Here is a 15,792-nt window from a genome sequence, read left to right on the forward strand (position 1 = left end):
CTTGGAAACTGTAGTTTTCGGTCGGAACAACCAAAAAATATAGCTTTTCATATGGTTACGCCACCCTCGCCAACCCATCATGCATAATTCGGGTTATCGGCCTGGTCGACGCAGATGGGTCTGGAAAACAGTCATTGGATCGGAACGATTGAGGACCTGCATGCCTTTAGGATTGAGGTTAGGGAGGCTATTCTCGGCACGGGCGTACTTGATTTGAACTTAGCGCTCAAAGCGCCTGACCAGCCTTTCGCACCATGGCTGCGACAACAGTCCCTACGAGAATTGATCGCCGCCTCGGCCATATCAATACTCGTCGACCCGCGTGAAATCGCACGCGTTAAACTATGCCCTGGTCATAACTGTGGGTGGCTATTTCTTGATGAAACCAGGAACGCACGGCGCAAATGGTGCCTCATGGAGGTCTGCGGCAACCGCGCGAAATCCAGCCGCCATTATGCGCGGACGATCAGTCTGAAAGATGAGGTCCAGACTGACCGCTAAGCGTGTCATTGCCCCGTTTGAGGATGCGTTCGATGCGCCTGAATCTGTTGCGCAAGCTCTGGCCGTGTCGACCAAATATAGGCGATGACGTCCAAAAACGGCCATCTCCGGATTGCGATAGGAATGACCGTAAAGGAACGATTGCGGAGAGTGGTCATGTTCTGTGAGCGCGAATTGACTCACGAAAATTGAAGACACAGATGTTTGACATTCACAGCAGACCGCTCCTGTCGTGGCAGCAGCGGCCGAATACTTAGCGCGCCGCGATCCAGACACCTGCAAGGGTGAGGCCAAGCCCCACTAGCATTACCGGCGTCAGGGGATCGCCGAACAGTCCATGCGCCCAGAGCATAGTCACCGGTGGACTAAGGTAGATGGCGGCACTGACTTTTGCCGCGGGAAACAGGCGCAGGCTGGTGTAATACACAGAATATGCGAGGAAGGTGCCAACGAACACCAGCCACACCATGCCGATGGCAAAGTTGCGGCTAAGTGGCGGCATCAGCCCGTCACCGATCCCCCAGGAGCATAAGCCGAACAGCGCCGCCCCAGTCAGGCAGTGGATGCAAAGGCTCTGATGAACCGGCATGGCACTGTCCCGGTTGCCCCTGTGCAATACCGAGGCCAGCGCGAAGACCAGCATCGAAGCCACTGTGATGCCGTAGGCCCAGGCCGGCGCCTGCCCCAAGCTGAGACTGTCCGCCGAGACCATGAGCACACCGCCTACTGCCAAGCCGGTACCGACCTTCTGTGCGCGGCTCAGTCGTTCACCCAGCACCGGCCAGGACAGCACCGCGATGGCCAGCGGCAAAAGGTCCGCGATCAAGGCGACAAGGCCCGTAGGCACGCGCTGCTCGATGGCGAGGGCGAAGCCACCGAGGTAAAGAAAGACCGACAGCACACCGAATGCGGCCTGCCCGAGAACGGCGCGGGGCCGAAGCCTCGGGCCGATGGTCAGCGCGAAAGGCAGTAGGGTCACCCCCGCCAGAAGCGTGCGCCAGAACAGCAATAACGCCACGCTCGCCTCTGCATTGGCGTAGCGGATTCCGACGAAGCCGGAGCTCCAGCCAAGGATCAGCAACCCGGCCAGAATGGGCCATAGCAGCGGATTCTGGCGTGCGGGAACCGGCGCTGCGGCGAGGTCTGTCATGGCGTATCCTTTCCGATCGCCTCTTCGCTATCGTCATTCCGAGACCGATGCATATGACAAATTTCGATACGGTCATGACATTTTATCGTGAAACTGCATGAAACCTTGTGCCAGCGCGCGCACCACGGCACCTTGCCCTTAATTGGAGAGGACTCCGTCATGGTCGACCTAAAATCCCGCCGTCTCGAAATTGACGCCCTGCGTGTACTGTGCGCGGTCCAACAGCACGGCGGCATCACCAGAGCTGCCGAGGCGCTTGGGATCACGCAATCCGCCGTCAGCCATAAGGTCAGGCGGCTGGAGGAGGCGCTGGATTGCCCGCTCATGACCCGCCGCGCCGGTGGGCCGATGTTCACCGCCGCTGGGCGGGACCTCCTGGATTATGCAGACCGAATCCTCGGCCTGCATGACGAGGCGCTGCTGAGCCTCACGCGCAAGAACCTGACCGGGCGCATCCTGCTCGGCCTGACCGAGGACACCGCGCTGTCCGACGTAGCGCGTATCTTGGCGCGCTTCCGCCGGCTGCATCCGCATGTCGCAGTGCGCACGAAAGTGCGGATGAGCCTGACCCTGCGCACCCTGTTGGAACAGGGCGAGTTGGACCTCGCCATCCTCCAGGTCTTTGACCACGAGGTGCGACCGACCGACACGGTGCTCCTGCGCGAGGCGCTACATTGGGTTCGCGCGCCGGACTTGGCCTTGCCTGACAGCGGCCCGCTGCCCTTCCTCTCCTTCGACGACGCGTGTTTCTACCGGCAGTGGGCAATGGACATCGGGCAGGACGAAGGCGCGCTGCTGGAAATCGTCTTCGAATGTTCCAGCGCGGCAGGGATCGCCACGGCGGTCGAGGCGGGCATGGGCATCGCACTGCTGAACGCACGCCATTTGCGCCCCAGCATGGAAATCGTTGATACTCGGCTGCCCGCGCCGCCAAACCTGAGTTACATCCTCCGCCGCTCCCGACGTGCGCACGACCTAGCGCTCGACAGCATCGCAGCGGCCATTATCGCCGAGGTCACCCGCATGGGCGGTCTCGCGCTGGCGGGGTGATTGACCCAAAAGCGTCCGTTTCTGTTCCGCCAGTGCTTATCATTCACGCCATGTCCTTCATCTTGTTCAGCGAGCCGAGCTTCCAATTCGTTCGATCTAGCGCCAATACGCCAATACATTGGGCCGGTTCAGCAAGTTCAGCATCTGCATGATCACGAGCGCAGCGACGTCACCATCAAGCCGGATGTGCTGAAAGAACCGCTGAAGACGCCGGTAGTTCGACCCATGTTTGGCCTCTCCCGGAAACTGACTTGCCAGGTGCGAAAGGTTCACGGTCCGACAATTTGCCAAGCCGAAGAGCAACTGAGATGGTCAAAAAATGCGCAGCTTAGATGAGTTGGTTTGAACACACTCCGGCCGCAGGCAAACGTTATAATATTACATAATTAAGCTTATGCGTTTTTAGTATTATCAACGCCAGAGCCAAGGAGCGCCCTACTGGCAGCCTTAAGTGGCGCCTCAGCGGCTCTCAGAGCGCCCCTGAGGGCGCTTCTCTTTGTTTTTCATGGCTACCCCGCTGAAAAGTCATTGAGGCTCTCAGTGAGCCGCTCTGTCGCTCTCTGCGCGATTTGCGATCTTGTTTCGAAAACGCAAATTTATTTTCACCGCGAGACCTCGGAGCGTGCCTACAGACTTCGGGACATGGGCCGCAGCAAAGTGTAACAGATTTCCCAGCAGCCGCCTCCCGCCTAAGTTATTGTAAATAAACGTTTTTTATTTTTCCCGCCCAAAAATGTTACAGGCCGTTATATTTTTATTATTTAATATCAATAGGTTACAAAATGTTACGTGTTACAAAAAAATATATGTATCGGGTGTGGGTGCGTGCGTGCGCGCGTGTGTATGTGCGTGCCTGCGCGCGTGCGTACGCGTACGTGTATACATTTATCTATATTACGTAACATTGTTATATTTATATATATGGTACTGATTTTATTAAGAAAATCCTGTTACAAAAAGCGTAACACCCGCGTAACATTTTCCAAATCTGTAACATTTTTCCAAAATCAAGGTCCTCCAGACGAAAAATAATAAGTATATCATATACTTGCCGACCGTTCCTCATCTTCGTTATGTGTCTCGTTTAATAAGTGTGTGAAGCTATTCAAAGTTATGCGAGATGCAAAAACGATCACGGAACCCCCTGTAAAATAGAATTTTTTCTTGGCAACCGCAGTAGCGTTACAGATTTCAGCAAAATTGGCTGCAGGATCAAAGTTCGGAATGGTCAGGCTGTTTCGCCAGGCGGCTCATGAGAAGCGGATGAGGTCATCTCTCTCACCTCACCTCCAGCCAGGTCCCTTCCGGCCGCTCCGGTTTTTAACATTCGAGACCGCGTGACATCCCGAGAATTAGGCACAAGCCAGACTTCCAGTGATCACCGAAAGTCTTGATGTCGTCAGAAATCTTCATCTGAAAATCAGTTTCGCTACAAATATAGCAAATCCCCGCACCGCGTTTTTCAAAGATCAGACCCTCCGAATGCCACTTTAAAAGGGTGGAGATTAGGTCCCTACTTGCTGCGCAGGCAACGAATTGGTCCGCTTTGTACTCACTGTCCTCACTGTCCTCACTCAGGTTCGGAGTTGCGATACCTGATATAATACCTTTTGTGATTCCTACGGTTGTGCTCACCGGACGGTCGTGTGTGATCGGCGTAAGCGGTTGCTTGAAGTCCAGTCTGGTGCAGCTTGACGCCCCTGAATAGCGTCTTCACGAACTCACTGACAATGATGTTTTCTACAACCAGTGCATCATCTGCATAGCAAAACAGATCGGCGGGTTTTGCCCGCGGAGACCTCGGTCTTGGGAGCGCAGGGGAGACAGATGACGAGTAGCGCTGAAGCGGACCGGCTGGAAGCCGGTGGCTTCGATCCATTAGGTGGAAAGTGAAGCGCATGCGCGACGAGGAGCTCCGACCCATCCCGGAGATCTCTGCCCTGTTCAAGGTCAGCGAGAAGACGATCCGGCGTGTCTAACTTTCATGTGTGCTGAACTACAAAGGATAAGCCCCGCACAAGGCAGGGCCGAGCTCGGAAGTGTAACCGATTCCCAGTTTTCATCTGGCAGCCATTGGGCCCATCAGGATCCGGTATCTCTTCAACCTTGCATCTACTTTACCGCGTGCGCAGTGCGTGAGGCGGGCGTTCTCACTGGTCTGTCTCTGGTCAGTACGCTTCCACTTCGTGGATCGCGACAAGATCCTCAAAGCCGCCTTCCCGACGTGTAACAAGGTAAGGCGCAAGCGCCTTTCGGACCTCGATGGTGCGGCTCTGCCCTTCATCCAGGCCATAGTCCAGCTTGGCTGACCGCGAGGCATTCTGTTCGACAAGACTGATCCGGAGCCTCACCTTGCTGCGCCAGTCCTCGTCTGCCCGCCCGTCGATATAGGTGGGCATGTCCGTCCGGCTGAAGCTGAAGCCAACCATTCTCGACAAGACGAAGTCACCGTATCGCCCCCTGAGGTGGTCGAAGCAGCGCGCATGATAACGACCGGCGATATCGACAATCGCGTGCGGGGAAATGGCACGCCATTCTGGGTTTTCAGAGCGCCGGGACACATAGTGGACGAAGACAGGAACCCGCTCGTTGATCGCCCCTACAATGGCACCAACCGTCTGGTCCGTTGGTCTGGCTCTGGCAACGGATGTCACGGCAACGAAATTGCTGCCTGTCATCACGCGGAGAAATTCGTTCAGGTTGGGCGCATCGTCACTCGGGCCGATGTCGAGGTCCCCCATCTCCACGACCTTCAGCTTTCCACGCTCCAGCTGCACGCCGGCGTCATCCGGGATCGACGCGAAGAACGCCGCCTGATCCCGCGACAGTGTCGCATCGCTCATCCCGAAGGCGCTGATCAGGGCCTTTTTCTCGCGCACCCCGAACCGCCCCAAGGACCTCAGGCAGAACTGGATCCAGCCCAGTCTTTCTCTTCTAACCAAGATAGCCTTGTCCTAAATATTTTCATCATGAAAAAAACTATATCTTGATGCTCGTTTTTTGCAAGCCTAAGTTTGCCGTGACCGAAGGAGGATGACAGTGGACGAACAAGATGCAGTCGACGTCGAAGCCGAAGCGCTCGACCCCGAAAACTCCAAGGATGCGGCGGACACCAAGGCCAAGGCGGCAAAGGCCCTCCTGAGCTTCAAGTCCCTTGGCCGTCAGCTCACCCTCGAGCAGGTCGAGGCCGAATTTTCCCTCATGCTTCCTGCCTTCCGGGAGCCTCCTCGTCCGACGGATTTCGAGAAGGTCGGCATGGGGAGCGGCTCGCACCTCTTGAAGTTGACGACCCCGAGAGCCGCTCTCGATCAGTCCGTCCTGCGCTTTTCGCGCACAGCTTCGAACGCTCCTGCGGTTTTCGTCCCCTCGGTCAATGCGCCCGACATTCCCTTTGCCAAGATCGTCTACCGGCCGCTCGAGATCGTCGGCCGCGAGCCGAAGTCGGTCGTGGACCATATCCGTGATCCGGATGAAGTCTCGCCGTCTGTCCTTTCCGCTTTCGCAACGGTCTTCGGCGATGACTGCCTCGATGCGCTGCGCAGCGCCCTCCTCGGCGAGGGTCAGGTCATCGCGAGCCTTCCCGATACCGGAGAATTTCCGACCATCTTCCTCCCCCGCCCCGGCGGAGGCGATCTTCAGGCAACCCCCGTTTCGCCTGTCGAGGCGTTCATGGGCTTCAAGAACATGTCCTCGGCATGGTTCCTGAAGCAGGAAAAGGACCAGCCACCGGTTCCGAGGGGCCGCTGGTCGCGGCAGGCCGTCAGCGCGAAACCGCAGAACATTTCGGGCGCGATCGGCGGCCCTCGCCAGCGCTTCATGGCAACGATGCCGTCGGTGATGCGGGACTACAAGGCAGGCGTCCTGCGCTACGCCCTTGGAGGGTCTTTCCCGATCTGGCGGGATGAGGATGTCGAAGCCGCAGTCCTGCATTATGCCGGCCGTCTCGACATGGAATACACCAACAGCGACATCCGCTCCGGAACGGATTGGTATGCCGACCAGCTGATCAAGAGCGCCCTCGACTTCACTGCGGAGGTACGCCGTGACGCGCGGGATTTTTTGGAAGAGCGGGGCCTCGGTGAGAAAGATCTGCCGGAGCCACCCTTGCCGTCCGCCCTTCTCCTGCGTCGGCGCTGGAAGAAGGACGACCAGCCCAAAGCCATGAAGGCTCTCACCTCGGGTCATTTCCAGGATCGTGAGCGGCTCGCCCTTGAGAAAACGGAGGCCTGACATGCGCTTTGCCATCCGCAACTTGCGCGCCAGCCGCGTCAATCTCCTGATGAACGACTATGCTGCGGGGTTGCCGAGCCCCATGGCTTTCCTCGGCCTCGCAGAGTCCATCGGGCGCGATCTTGGGGTCGAGCCCTGGAGCGCCAGCATCCTGCCGGTGCTGCATGCCGTGCATGTGTCCGAAGGCCGGACCAAGCCGGAGATGGAGCCGAAGTCCGGCGCCTTTACCCCGATCGAGATCATGGAGGACATGGTTGGCACGGTCGAGGTGTCGCTCCTCATCGATCTTCCCGGCATCGAAACCGTCGCAGACGTGAAAAACGTCGTTCTCACCAAGCGTATTGCCGGAGGCACGATCGCCAATCGGGATGTCCGTGTCGACGCCATCCCTTTGGATGGCGCGGGGTTCAAGGGCCTGTCCCGCGGCTATGCGATGGTTCGTCCGGATCAGGTCGAGCGCCAGCTGATCTCTTCGGGTGATCTCGTCCAGATGGAGCGTATCGCACAAATCCTCTTCCCTGCCGTGCGCGAGCCTGGGCGGGGTTGGATTGTTCCCGTTGCCGTGGGGCATCGGCTTCTCGAAAATCCTGACACGGCACAGAGGCGCATCCGCGCCCGGTCGCCGGACATGCCTCATGTCTTTGTCGAGCCCTGTGTCGGGATCGCGGAGTTGATCTCCATCCGGAATGCACGTCTGACCGCACTCAATGAAGCGGATCTAACCGAGCGCTTCTGGCGCTGGTTCGTCACTGACAGCCACATTCTCGGTCATCCCTCCTACCAACCCCATTCCTCCCATCACCCTCACAACGCCACGGCCTGAAAGGAATTTCCCTATGGCAAAAACGAAAGCCTCCACTGCCGCATCCTTCGAGACCGGCATGCTCGCCTATGCGCGCTCTCTGCAGATCTCCGAAGGGGTTTTCTTCGGGATCAACGGCGAGCGCCGCATCCCCGTCGAGGTCCTCGAAAAGGGTGTTCGCGGTCAGTCTTCCGAGGACAGGGCCAAGAACCCCGGCCTCAGCAACCCCCAGACGGTTGAGTTTGCGGTTCTTCCGCAGGGCTGCACCGCGGTCGCGCTCGACTTCTCGGTGCGCGTCCTGCCAAAGGCCATGAAGCCGCATGCCTGCGGCAACCCCATTGTCGGCAAGACCTATGAAGACCTGGCCGCCGAATATGCGCGCGCAGGCGGCTTCGGAGTTCTGGCAGAGCTCTATGCTTGGAACATCGCCAATGCGCGCTTCGCCTGGCGGAACCGGTTCCAGATCGATGCCTCGAAGGTCATGGTGCGCTTTTCCGGCGAGGCCATAGCCTTCGATCCCTCCGTGCTGTCGCTCGAGGATGTGGCGGACCGCGACGAAATGGCGGCAGCCCTCGTCGATGGCGATCGCGCGGCGCTCGATCGCTTCATTGACGGCATCGCGCAGGGTCTCGTTGCGACACCCTTTGTCTTTGATGTGAGTTGGGTGGCCGAGATGGACGCCGGCCAGGAGATCTTCCCTTCGCAAGAATACATTCGCGAGGAAAAGGCCGCGAAGGACCTGAGCCGCGTCTATGCCAAGCTGCCCGTCTTCTTCGGGTCTCGTGAGATCGGGCAGGCCTCGATGCATTCCCAGAAGATCGGTGCCGCTCTGCGCCACATCGATATCTGGCACGGAGACGAGGACTACGGCCCGATCGCCGTGAACCCATATGGCGGCGTCCAAGAAACGGCAGCTGTGCTCCGCAATGCGAAGAACAGCTTCTACGACATCCGCAAGAAGGCCGAAGAGGTGATCACGGATATGGCCAATGCCGAAACGGCGGCGGACATCCCTGGCCGGATCCACTTCATGATGGCCAACCTCGTCCGTGGGGGCGTCTACGGCTCTTCCAGCAAGAGCGCGGAGGCGAATTCCTGATGGCTGATCTGAACATCGGACAGGGGCGCTGCCAGGGCGGCGCCCGCCTCCTTATCAAGCCGGTCAGGGCTGTGATCGAACTGGGCGCCCTGCAGGACGTCCTGACCCCAACCCTGAATTGCGTGCATCATGCCAATCGGACCGGACGCGATGACGATTTCATCGCGGTGGCCTTGCCTCAGATGCAAAAGGGCCGGGAGGCGATGCGATTGGGTCATGAGATCGAGCTGATCGGGTCGGAGACTTCTCTGTCCCGTCTCGAAGAGATGGACGGTCTCAAGACCCTGCGGCGCCGCGGCATGATCGAGGAGATCGAAATCGGCGAGACCTGGATCGATATCGGCGCAACGGGCGCGGCCTATATCCGGGACCGCAAGGAGGTGAAATACACGCCCGGCTGGATCCGGCGGACGGTTGCCCGCGCGGAGCGCCGCGGCAAGCCACTCGGGAAACGCCTGAAATCGATCCAGGCGGCCCGTGGCGAGGCCTTGGCGCTCTTCTATGGCGATGTGGTCGTGCATATCCGGGAGATCGTCGCGCCAATTACGGAAGTCGACCTCATGGTTTCCACCTACGGCTTCTCGAGCGCGAAAACCCCCGCCGTTCTTCCTGTGATGCCCGACTCGGCTCGGCTGGCAAGCGATGCAGCATAAGGGTGGCCCCAGACTTCTGGTCACCGACCGGGAGGGCGCGCTCTATCTCGAGCGCGCCCGCATCCATGTCGAAGATGGACGCATTACCTACCATGTTTCGGATGACGAATACCGGCGGGAATACAACATCCCGCATGTCAATCTTGCTGTTCTATTTATCGGTCAGGGCACCTCGATCACCCAGGATGCCATGCGCCTTCTGGCCGAGGAGGGCGTCTATCTGGCGGTGACAGGGACGGGCGGGACGCCGCTCCACATGGGGTCTCTCACCGCCTATACGGCCACGCGGCATTTCCGGGACATGCTGCCTGTCTATCTCGATGAGGCGCGCTCTCTTCAAGCCGCCAAGATCGTGATGCGCGACCGCGCGGAGCGCATGCGCAAGATGGGCGGCGCATTGGCCGGGCGTCATCTCGGGCTGCGCGATCCGACGCCGCTGGCTCGCATCTGCAAGACTTTCGAAGATCGCCTCGCGTCCATCACCTCGATTCAGGAGCTTCTGGGGGTCGAGGGGCAATTCGCCAAATCCTGCTACAAGTTTTTCGCAGAAGCCTCAGGCCTGTCGAAGACTGGCGAATTCCGCCGCCTTGCCGGTGTCGGAATGTCGGATGACGACGTGCAGGACAAAGGCGCCCCAGCGGATCTGATGCGGCTGGTCAACCGCTTCATCGATCATGGCAACTATCTGGCCTACGGCATGGCCGGCAGCGCGCTTTGGGCGCTCGGCATTCCACCCCACATGTCGGTCTTTCATGGCAAGACCCGGGCAGGCGGTCTGGTTTTCGACCTCGCCGACAGCTTCAAGGATGCGCTTGTCCTGCCGATCGCCTTTGCCGCCGTCCGTAACCGCAAGGACAAAGATCCGGAGAAGGTCTTTCGTGACCGTCTCATCGCGGCTTTCGATGATCGCAAGATCCTTGCGGAAGCGATCGCTACGGTCGAGCGCATGATTGCGTCTCCTTCGGCTGCGCCCTCGACAAAGGAGCAGACCGATGCGTGAAGTGATTGTCGTTTGTCGGTCGCGCAAAGCGTCCCGGGATCATGTGGCGCGCGTTCTGGATCGCTACCTCTGGAGAATTGGCGATCGCACCTGGCGGGGAAAGGCATCGAACGCCTGCCTCGACCGCATGGCTCGCGAACTTCGCAAGAAGGCCAGTCGGGCAACGGCAGTCTCGATCCAGGAGGTCAGGAGCTCGGTCGAAAGCCGCATGCCGTTGATCCGCATCGGCTCGAGATCGATGTTCTCGGAAGACGGCCTCGTGCCCGTCTCCTCGCACCCTTCCGCATTTATCCGGTCGAGAGGCTCACCCGTCTCCCGTAACGGTCTTGCTGCTGTTCGAATCGCCGCTCTCTTCCACGATCTTGGCAAGGCGACGGTCCTCTTTCAGGACATGATCCAGGCCGCCCTGGCTGGCGTCAAACCTGAGGCATCCTTCCTGCGGCATGAGCTTTTCTCGGCTGCCGTTTGGGATCGACTTTTCGGGAAGCACAGCGATCGGGATCTGCGGGCAGATCTGCTCACCCTGACCCCGGCCGAGATCGATGTGGCTGTCGCAGCTACCCAAGATTGGCTTCTGCGCGGCGGCTCTCCGGCGGACAGGGCCCTGTCCTTCGATTTCCTGCTGGACGAGACCAGGATTACCTTCGCCGTAGGCATGCTGATCTTGACGCACCACCGCATCCCGGAAGGAGATTCGGACCATCTCGGCTTGAACGGAGCAGTGCATTCGGGACCCCTTCCACAAGATGCGCGCAGGAAGCTCGAGATCGCGGACGGTGTGCCATTCTGGCACGAGGAGTGGTTTTCCCGCGGGCTCCGGACCGACGCATCAAGGATTGTGCCGGGCATTCCTGTCGAGGGTCTCGACATTGCCCTGAGGGGGTCCCTGGTATTTGCCGACCATGTCGGGTCCGCCCAGAAAGAAGAGGCACCCGCCCCTGCGGAGCACCTGGCCAACACCACCGGCCCGAAACAGAAACCGGTTCCGGCTGACAGTTTGTCGGCGCATGTCCGGAGGGTTCATCGGAATTGCGTCCCGGCCTTCGACCTGCTTCATCGTCTTCGTGACAGGTTCCCGGCTCTGGGCGAAGACCAGATGCCCGGTGATCTCGTTCGCCCCGAGATCTTCGATCGTCGCTTTGCCTGGCAGATGGAAGCCGCACGCGCGGCGCGCGACCTTGCCGGATCTCGCGAAGGCGGCTTTTTCGCCTGCCTCATTTCCGGAACCGGAACGGGCAAGACGCGGGGTGCCCCCACGATCCTTGCGGGGGCAGCTTTCGGGGACATCCGCCCCGAGAGACGCTATTTCCGAATGACACTTGGCCTCGGCCTCCGTGTCCTCGCCACCCAATCGGCCCGAGAATACATCAAGGATCTGCGGCTTCCGGAGGAGGATATCGCTGTCCTCGTCGGAAAGGCGCCCATCGAATTTCCGGAAGATGGTGCAACTGAAGACCCCCAGGGATCGGACAGCCTTTCTGCTCTGCCGGACTGGCTTCGTGTCGAACAGATGGAGGGTGGCGCCCCTCCGGAGGGCAGCGCCAGGGAAGCGGAATGGCTCCGCGGCCTCAGCCTCGATACAGATCGCGGTCTTCCTGCCATCCTTCAGAAGCTCGTTGCCATTTCCGGCAAAAAGGCAGGCATGCTCAGCCTCTTGGCCGGGTCCCCCGTCATCGTAGGAACCGTCGATCACCTCATGGAGGTGGCAGCGCCGCGGCGCACGCGATTTTTGCCGGCGGCCATTCGCACGCTCTCCTCTGATCTTATTCTCGACGAGATCGACCAGTATGGGGCGGAAGATCTCGCGGCGCTTGCGCGCCTGGTCTTCCAGGCCGCCGCCGGAGGGCGGCGGGTGATCCTCATGTCCGCAACCCTGACGCGGGATGTCGGGGAGGCGCTCCATGCGGCCTATCGGGCGGGATGGGCGCATCATGCGGCCTCTTCCGGCATGTCCGATCATGTCCATATCCTGCTGACGGGCGATGCGCCGGGATCGTTCGTCACCAATGCCGACGGCACGGAGTTCGGACCTCTTTACGATGCCTGCCGGGGCCAAGTTCTGGCGGCCCTCGCGACAGCGCCCGCCTTGCGGCGCGGCGAAGTCCTTGCTCCCTGCTCTGGCTGGAACGAGCTGCTCATGCAGATCGAGCAAGGCTGCAGCCGGATGCATGATCTGAACGCCTCCGAAATCAATGGGTTTCGGGTGTCGGTCGGCCTGGTGCGGATGACCCGAATTTCTCACACTGCGGCTCTGTTCCAGCAGATGGCGTCAGGTGACATTGGTGGCCGATTGCGCGTGAAGGTCTGCCTGCACTCGAACTTCCCTCGCCTGCACCGCGCCTGGATCGAGGATCGCCTGAAGCGGGCCCTGACTCGGAAGAAGAAGGACGACCCCAACGAGGGCCTACGCAGCCTGTGCCATGCGGAGGATCTCTTCGAACGCGCCGATGCCATCGGAGCGCGGGACATCGAGATTGTCTGCGTGACTTCTCCCGTGATCGAGACCGGGAACGACCTCGATTTCGACTATGCGATCCTCGATCCGGTCTCGATGAGATCGATTATTCAGGCGGCGGGCCGCGTCCGACGCCATCGTCCGGCGGCCTGGGCCGCGACCAACACGCTCATTTTGGGGCGTAGCCCCATCGTGATGCAGGGCAGAAAGCTCGCCATGCCGGGGGTCGAAACGGATCTTCCCAGGGAAACCCTGGTGTCCCGTGGAAATCTGTCCCGCTGGGACAAGAGGAACTTCTCTGACCTCGCAGGCGAAGTATCCTTTGCGACGATCACTGCAGCGCCCATTCTCTCGGACGATCAGTCCTGCCCGCTTCGGGAAGAAGAGGCTCGCCTGCGGCGCGACATGCTGGTGCGCGAGGGCGCCAGCCCGCCTTTGGGCCGCTACCTGTCGCACGCTGTGTCCCGGATGAACACGACCTTCACGAGAACGCGGGTCTTCCGCAGGTCGACCACGAGGACCCTGCGCTATGCCCTTTCAGGGGATGGTTTTTCGGAAGGCGTATGGCTTCTCGATGTAAACTCCGGACAGCACCCGATCATCTGGCGCGTTGCGACAGGACATGGTCTTTCCCTGAGCGAGCCGGCACCAGATCTCGAGGATGGATATCTCTTCACGAATATCCTGGAACGAGCCTGGTTGTCCCGGGCGCCGGATGGACGTCCAATCTCGGATCCCGAATTACGAGATCTTGTGACGCTCGACGTTGCCTTCTATGATAATGGAAGGACAACGTTTCCCCAAATGACCTATGGAGAGCAGACGGGCTTTACGAGGAATTCTCCGGAGGATCTTTTTCAAGACTTTGGATCTAATTAGTTAAATCAATGGTTTAGCTTGCTCTTTGAAATTGATGGTAGAAATGAAGATCGCCTAACAAGGCGTTCTTTTGTCTCGTTTTTTCATGAAAACGGGAGACCTCCCCGCCGGATAGGCGGCTGAGAGATTCTTGTTGTCGCGCTCGGAGAGGCCGACCTTCCTCCCCGCCGGATAGGCGGCTGAGAGAGCGAAGGGTGCGGCCAAGGGTGTTGAGGATTTCCTCCCCGCCGGATAGGCGGCTGAGAGACTCGCAATTCGTCCCACGTCGGACGTTACAATCCTCCCCGCCGGATAGGCGGCTGAGAGACGAAGCGGGCCGGTTATAGGCGGTGTGCCTATCCTCCCCGCCGGATAGGCGGCTGAGAGATCACAGATGCAAACCGTGAGGCGTTGGAGTACCCTCCCCGCCGGATAGGCGGCTGAGAGACGCTTTGGCCGCACCATGACGCTCAAGAAAAACCTCCCCGCCGGATAGGCGGCTGAGAGAGCAAACCAGATGCGCGAAGCACAGGGCCAAGTCCTCCCCGCCGGATAGGCGGCTGAGAGACAGTGACGGTCGAAATGCTGGCAAGGCTATACCCTCCCCGCCGGATAGGCGGCTGAGAGATTGCTGGTAACGGCCCGCGTCGATGTCGTAGCCCTCCCCGCCGGATAGGCGGCTGAGAGAGCAGAGCTCTTGGCTGCGTCAAATGCAGCCTTCCTCCCCGCCGGATAGGCGGCTGAGAGAAATATCCTCCGGCCAGTCGCCAAGCGCCGAACCCTCCCCGCCGGATAGGCGGCTGAGAGAAACATGGCCGCCGTTGTTGACCAAATCGAAACCCTCCCCGCCGGATAGGCGGCTGAGAGATCAATGAGCAGCGATGTCTCGTACTGCTCAAACCTCCCCGCCGGATAGGCGGCTGAGAGAATCGTCACCAAACGCCTCGGAGACGCGGCCAACCTCCCCGCCGGATAGGCGGCTGAGAGAAAAAATCGCCTACACGATGAACGGCAGTCATGCCTCCCCGCCGGATAGGCGGCTGAGAGACGGCGGCGGCCTCCCTCGCTGCCGGGGTTTTTCCTCCCCGCCGGATAGGCGGCTGAGAGATATCTCGCTGCATCCAAGACTTTCTTGGCAGCCCTCCCCGCCGGATAGGCGGCTGAGAGAAATGCGAAAACCCGACTTTCCAAGGGTCAACTCCTCCCCGCCGGATAGGCGGCTGAGAGAGCAATCCCGGCCACGGATGCCACAGCCCCCGACCTCCCCGCCGGATAGGCGGCTGAGAGACGTACTTCGACAAGGAAACGCCGCAGGGCATCCCTCCCCGCCGGATAGGCGGCTGAGAGACAAGACATAGGGCAATGAAGCCCGCCAAACACCCTCCCCGCCGGATAGGCGGCTGAGAGAAAGAGGAGGAAAAGCCGCGACATCAGGAAGATCCTCCCCGCCGGATAGGCGGCTGAGAGAGTGCAGCTTCATGCGCCTCGGCAGACGCATTTCCTCCCCGCCGGATAGGCGGCTGAGAGATCTGCAGCAATGCGCGCGGCGACGGGGTTCGGCCTCCCCGCCGGATAGGCGGCTGAGAGATAAGCAGGAGCGCTTTGTTGCGGAATACCTCACCTCCCCGCCGGATAGGCGGCTGGGATGAAGTCGTTCATAGGATTACTGCGGAATTGATGGAGTTGGCGAAGGCGGCAGACGTGGAGCTCCACATCAATATGCGCGGCGAAATGACGATGGAACTTGCGCGTCTTCAAACTTGGCTAGGCGAACGTGTTGTGGAACGGCGCATTAACAACAGGCCTCTAAACACCATTAATCCCGATTTAGAAAGAGAAGCCTGTCTCGGCCCGAACGGAGAGCAGATTATTTCCGGCACAGCTCGCATGGCTTATGATCATATACTCATGCGCCTGAATTGACCTGATGTCGTTTCAGACGATTTTGTATTTTTCTAGGGATACGACGCGGAAGTTGTCGGTTACGGTATCGC

Annotated in this window: 12 protein-coding genes and 1 CRISPR repeat array; of the genes, 9 read left to right on the plus strand and 3 right to left on the minus strand. The window is 59.7% G+C overall.

Annotated elements, in window-relative coordinates; genetic code table 11:
* The first annotated feature begins 114 nt into the window (after nucleotides 1-114).
* Nucleotides 115-501 (plus strand): CGNR zinc finger domain-containing protein, encoded by a 387-nt coding sequence (locus MRY75_RS19660; RefSeq protein ID WP_292309672.1) that lies wholly within the window; start codon nucleotides 115-117, stop codon nucleotides 499-501.
* 253 nt (nucleotides 502-754) lie between these two features.
* On the opposite strand, the gene MRY75_RS19665 is transcribed toward MRY75_RS19660, so the two are convergent.
* Nucleotides 755-1,651, minus strand: coding sequence for a DMT family transporter (locus MRY75_RS19665; protein WP_292309673.1), 897 nt, complete (start codon nucleotides 1,649-1,651; stop codon nucleotides 755-757).
* Between the two features lie 87 nt (nucleotides 1,652-1,738).
* Here MRY75_RS19665 and MRY75_RS19670 point away from each other — a divergent pair, with 87 nt between their 5' ends.
* Nucleotides 1,739-2,701 carry a LysR family transcriptional regulator gene (locus MRY75_RS19670; RefSeq protein ID WP_292309674.1) on the plus strand — a complete coding sequence of 321 codons (963 nt, stop codon included), beginning with the start codon at nucleotides 1,739-1,741 and terminating at the stop codon, nucleotides 2,699-2,701.
* 96 nt (nucleotides 2,702-2,797) lie between these two features.
* Here the strand turns inward: MRY75_RS19670 and MRY75_RS19675 are convergent, their stop codons facing one another.
* Together MRY75_RS19675 and MRY75_RS19680 are read right to left on the minus strand one after the other, a co-directional pair.
* Nucleotides 2,798-2,974 carry a hypothetical protein gene (locus MRY75_RS19675; RefSeq protein WP_292309675.1) on the minus strand — a complete coding sequence of 59 codons (177 nt, stop codon included), beginning with the start codon at nucleotides 2,972-2,974 and terminating at the stop codon, nucleotides 2,798-2,800.
* Nucleotides 2,975-4,869: 1,895 nt separating this feature from the next.
* Complete coding sequence (locus MRY75_RS19680) at nucleotides 4,870-5,643, minus strand: WYL domain-containing protein (protein WP_292309676.1); 774 nt, start codon at nucleotides 5,641-5,643, stop codon at nucleotides 4,870-4,872.
* A 97-nt stretch (nucleotides 5,644-5,740) separates the two neighbouring features.
* Here MRY75_RS19680 and MRY75_RS19685 point away from each other — a divergent pair, with 97 nt between their 5' ends.
* The 7 genes from MRY75_RS19685 (at nucleotide 5,741) to MRY75_RS19715 (ending at nucleotide 15,721) form a co-directional block, all read left to right on the plus strand.
* The gene (locus MRY75_RS19685; RefSeq protein ID WP_292309677.1) at nucleotides 5,741-6,931 is read left to right on the plus strand and encodes a hypothetical protein; all 1,191 of its coding nucleotides are present in this window, start codon (nucleotides 5,741-5,743) and stop codon (nucleotides 6,929-6,931) included.
* A 1-nt stretch (nucleotide 6,932) separates the two neighbouring features.
* On the plus strand, nucleotides 6,933-7,754 hold the full coding sequence (locus MRY75_RS19690) for a type I-F CRISPR-associated protein Csy2 (protein ID WP_292309678.1): 822 nt from the start codon (nucleotides 6,933-6,935) through the stop codon (nucleotides 7,752-7,754).
* 13 nt (nucleotides 7,755-7,767) lie between these two features.
* Complete coding sequence (gene csy3 / locus MRY75_RS19695) at nucleotides 7,768-8,832, plus strand: type I-F CRISPR-associated protein Csy3 (protein ID WP_292309679.1); 1,065 nt, start codon at nucleotides 7,768-7,770, stop codon at nucleotides 8,830-8,832.
* Nucleotides 8,832-9,485, plus strand: coding sequence for a type I-F CRISPR-associated endoribonuclease Cas6/Csy4 (locus MRY75_RS19700; protein ID WP_292309680.1), 654 nt, complete (start codon nucleotides 8,832-8,834; stop codon nucleotides 9,483-9,485). The genes csy3 and MRY75_RS19700 overlap by 1 nt, the downstream gene beginning before the upstream one ends.
* Complete coding sequence (gene cas1f / locus MRY75_RS19705; protein ID WP_292309681.1) at nucleotides 9,475-10,485, plus strand: type I-F CRISPR-associated endonuclease Cas1f; 1,011 nt, start codon at nucleotides 9,475-9,477, stop codon at nucleotides 10,483-10,485. The genes MRY75_RS19700 and cas1f overlap by 11 nt, the downstream gene beginning before the upstream one ends.
* The gene (locus MRY75_RS19710) at nucleotides 10,478-13,819 is read left to right on the plus strand and encodes a hypothetical protein (protein ID WP_366934959.1); all 3,342 of its coding nucleotides are present in this window, start codon (nucleotides 10,478-10,480) and stop codon (nucleotides 13,817-13,819) included. Before cas1f ends, MRY75_RS19710 begins: the two co-directional genes overlap by 8 nt.
* Before the next feature lie 99 nt (nucleotides 13,820-13,918).
* Nucleotides 13,919-15,446: a CRISPR direct-repeat array (repeat unit 28 nt; unit sequence CCTCCCCGCCGGATAGGCGGCTGAGAGA).
* 29 nt (nucleotides 15,447-15,475) lie between these two features.
* Nucleotides 15,476-15,721: a hypothetical protein gene (locus MRY75_RS19715; protein ID WP_292309683.1), complete on the plus strand. Its 246-nt coding sequence runs from the start codon at nucleotides 15,476-15,478 to the stop codon at nucleotides 15,719-15,721.
* Nucleotides 15,722-15,792 lie beyond the last annotated feature (71 nt).

It is taken from the genome of Marivita sp. (assembly GCF_022763305.1).
In the GTDB taxonomy this organism is placed as follows: domain Bacteria; phylum Pseudomonadota; class Alphaproteobacteria; order Rhodobacterales; family Rhodobacteraceae; genus Marivita.

What these genes read in the sequence shown, in the direction of transcription:
- MRY75_RS19700 (WP_292309680.1), top strand. Translation starts at nt 8,832, where the DNA reads ATGGCTGATCTGAACATCGGACAGGGGCGCTGCCAGGGCGGCGCCCGC.
- MRY75_RS19715 (WP_292309683.1), top strand. Translation starts at nt 15,476, where the DNA reads ATGGAGTTGGCGAAGGCGGCAGACGTGGAGCTCCACATCAATATGCGC.
- csy3 (WP_292309679.1), top strand. Translation starts at nt 7,768, where the DNA reads ATGGCAAAAACGAAAGCCTCCACTGCCGCATCCTTCGAGACCGGCATG.
- MRY75_RS19710 (WP_366934959.1), top strand. Translation starts at nt 10,478, where the DNA reads ATGCGTGAAGTGATTGTCGTTTGTCGGTCGCGCAAAGCGTCCCGGGAT.
- MRY75_RS19660 (WP_292309672.1), top strand. Translation starts at nt 115, where the DNA reads ATGGGTCTGGAAAACAGTCATTGGATCGGAACGATTGAGGACCTGCAT.
- MRY75_RS19665 (WP_292309673.1), bottom strand. Translation starts at nt 1,651, where the DNA reads ATGACAGACCTCGCCGCAGCGCCGGTTCCCGCACGCCAGAATCCGCTG.
- MRY75_RS19690 (WP_292309678.1), top strand. Translation starts at nt 6,933, where the DNA reads ATGCGCTTTGCCATCCGCAACTTGCGCGCCAGCCGCGTCAATCTCCTG.
- cas1f (WP_292309681.1), top strand. Translation starts at nt 9,475, where the DNA reads ATGCAGCATAAGGGTGGCCCCAGACTTCTGGTCACCGACCGGGAGGGC.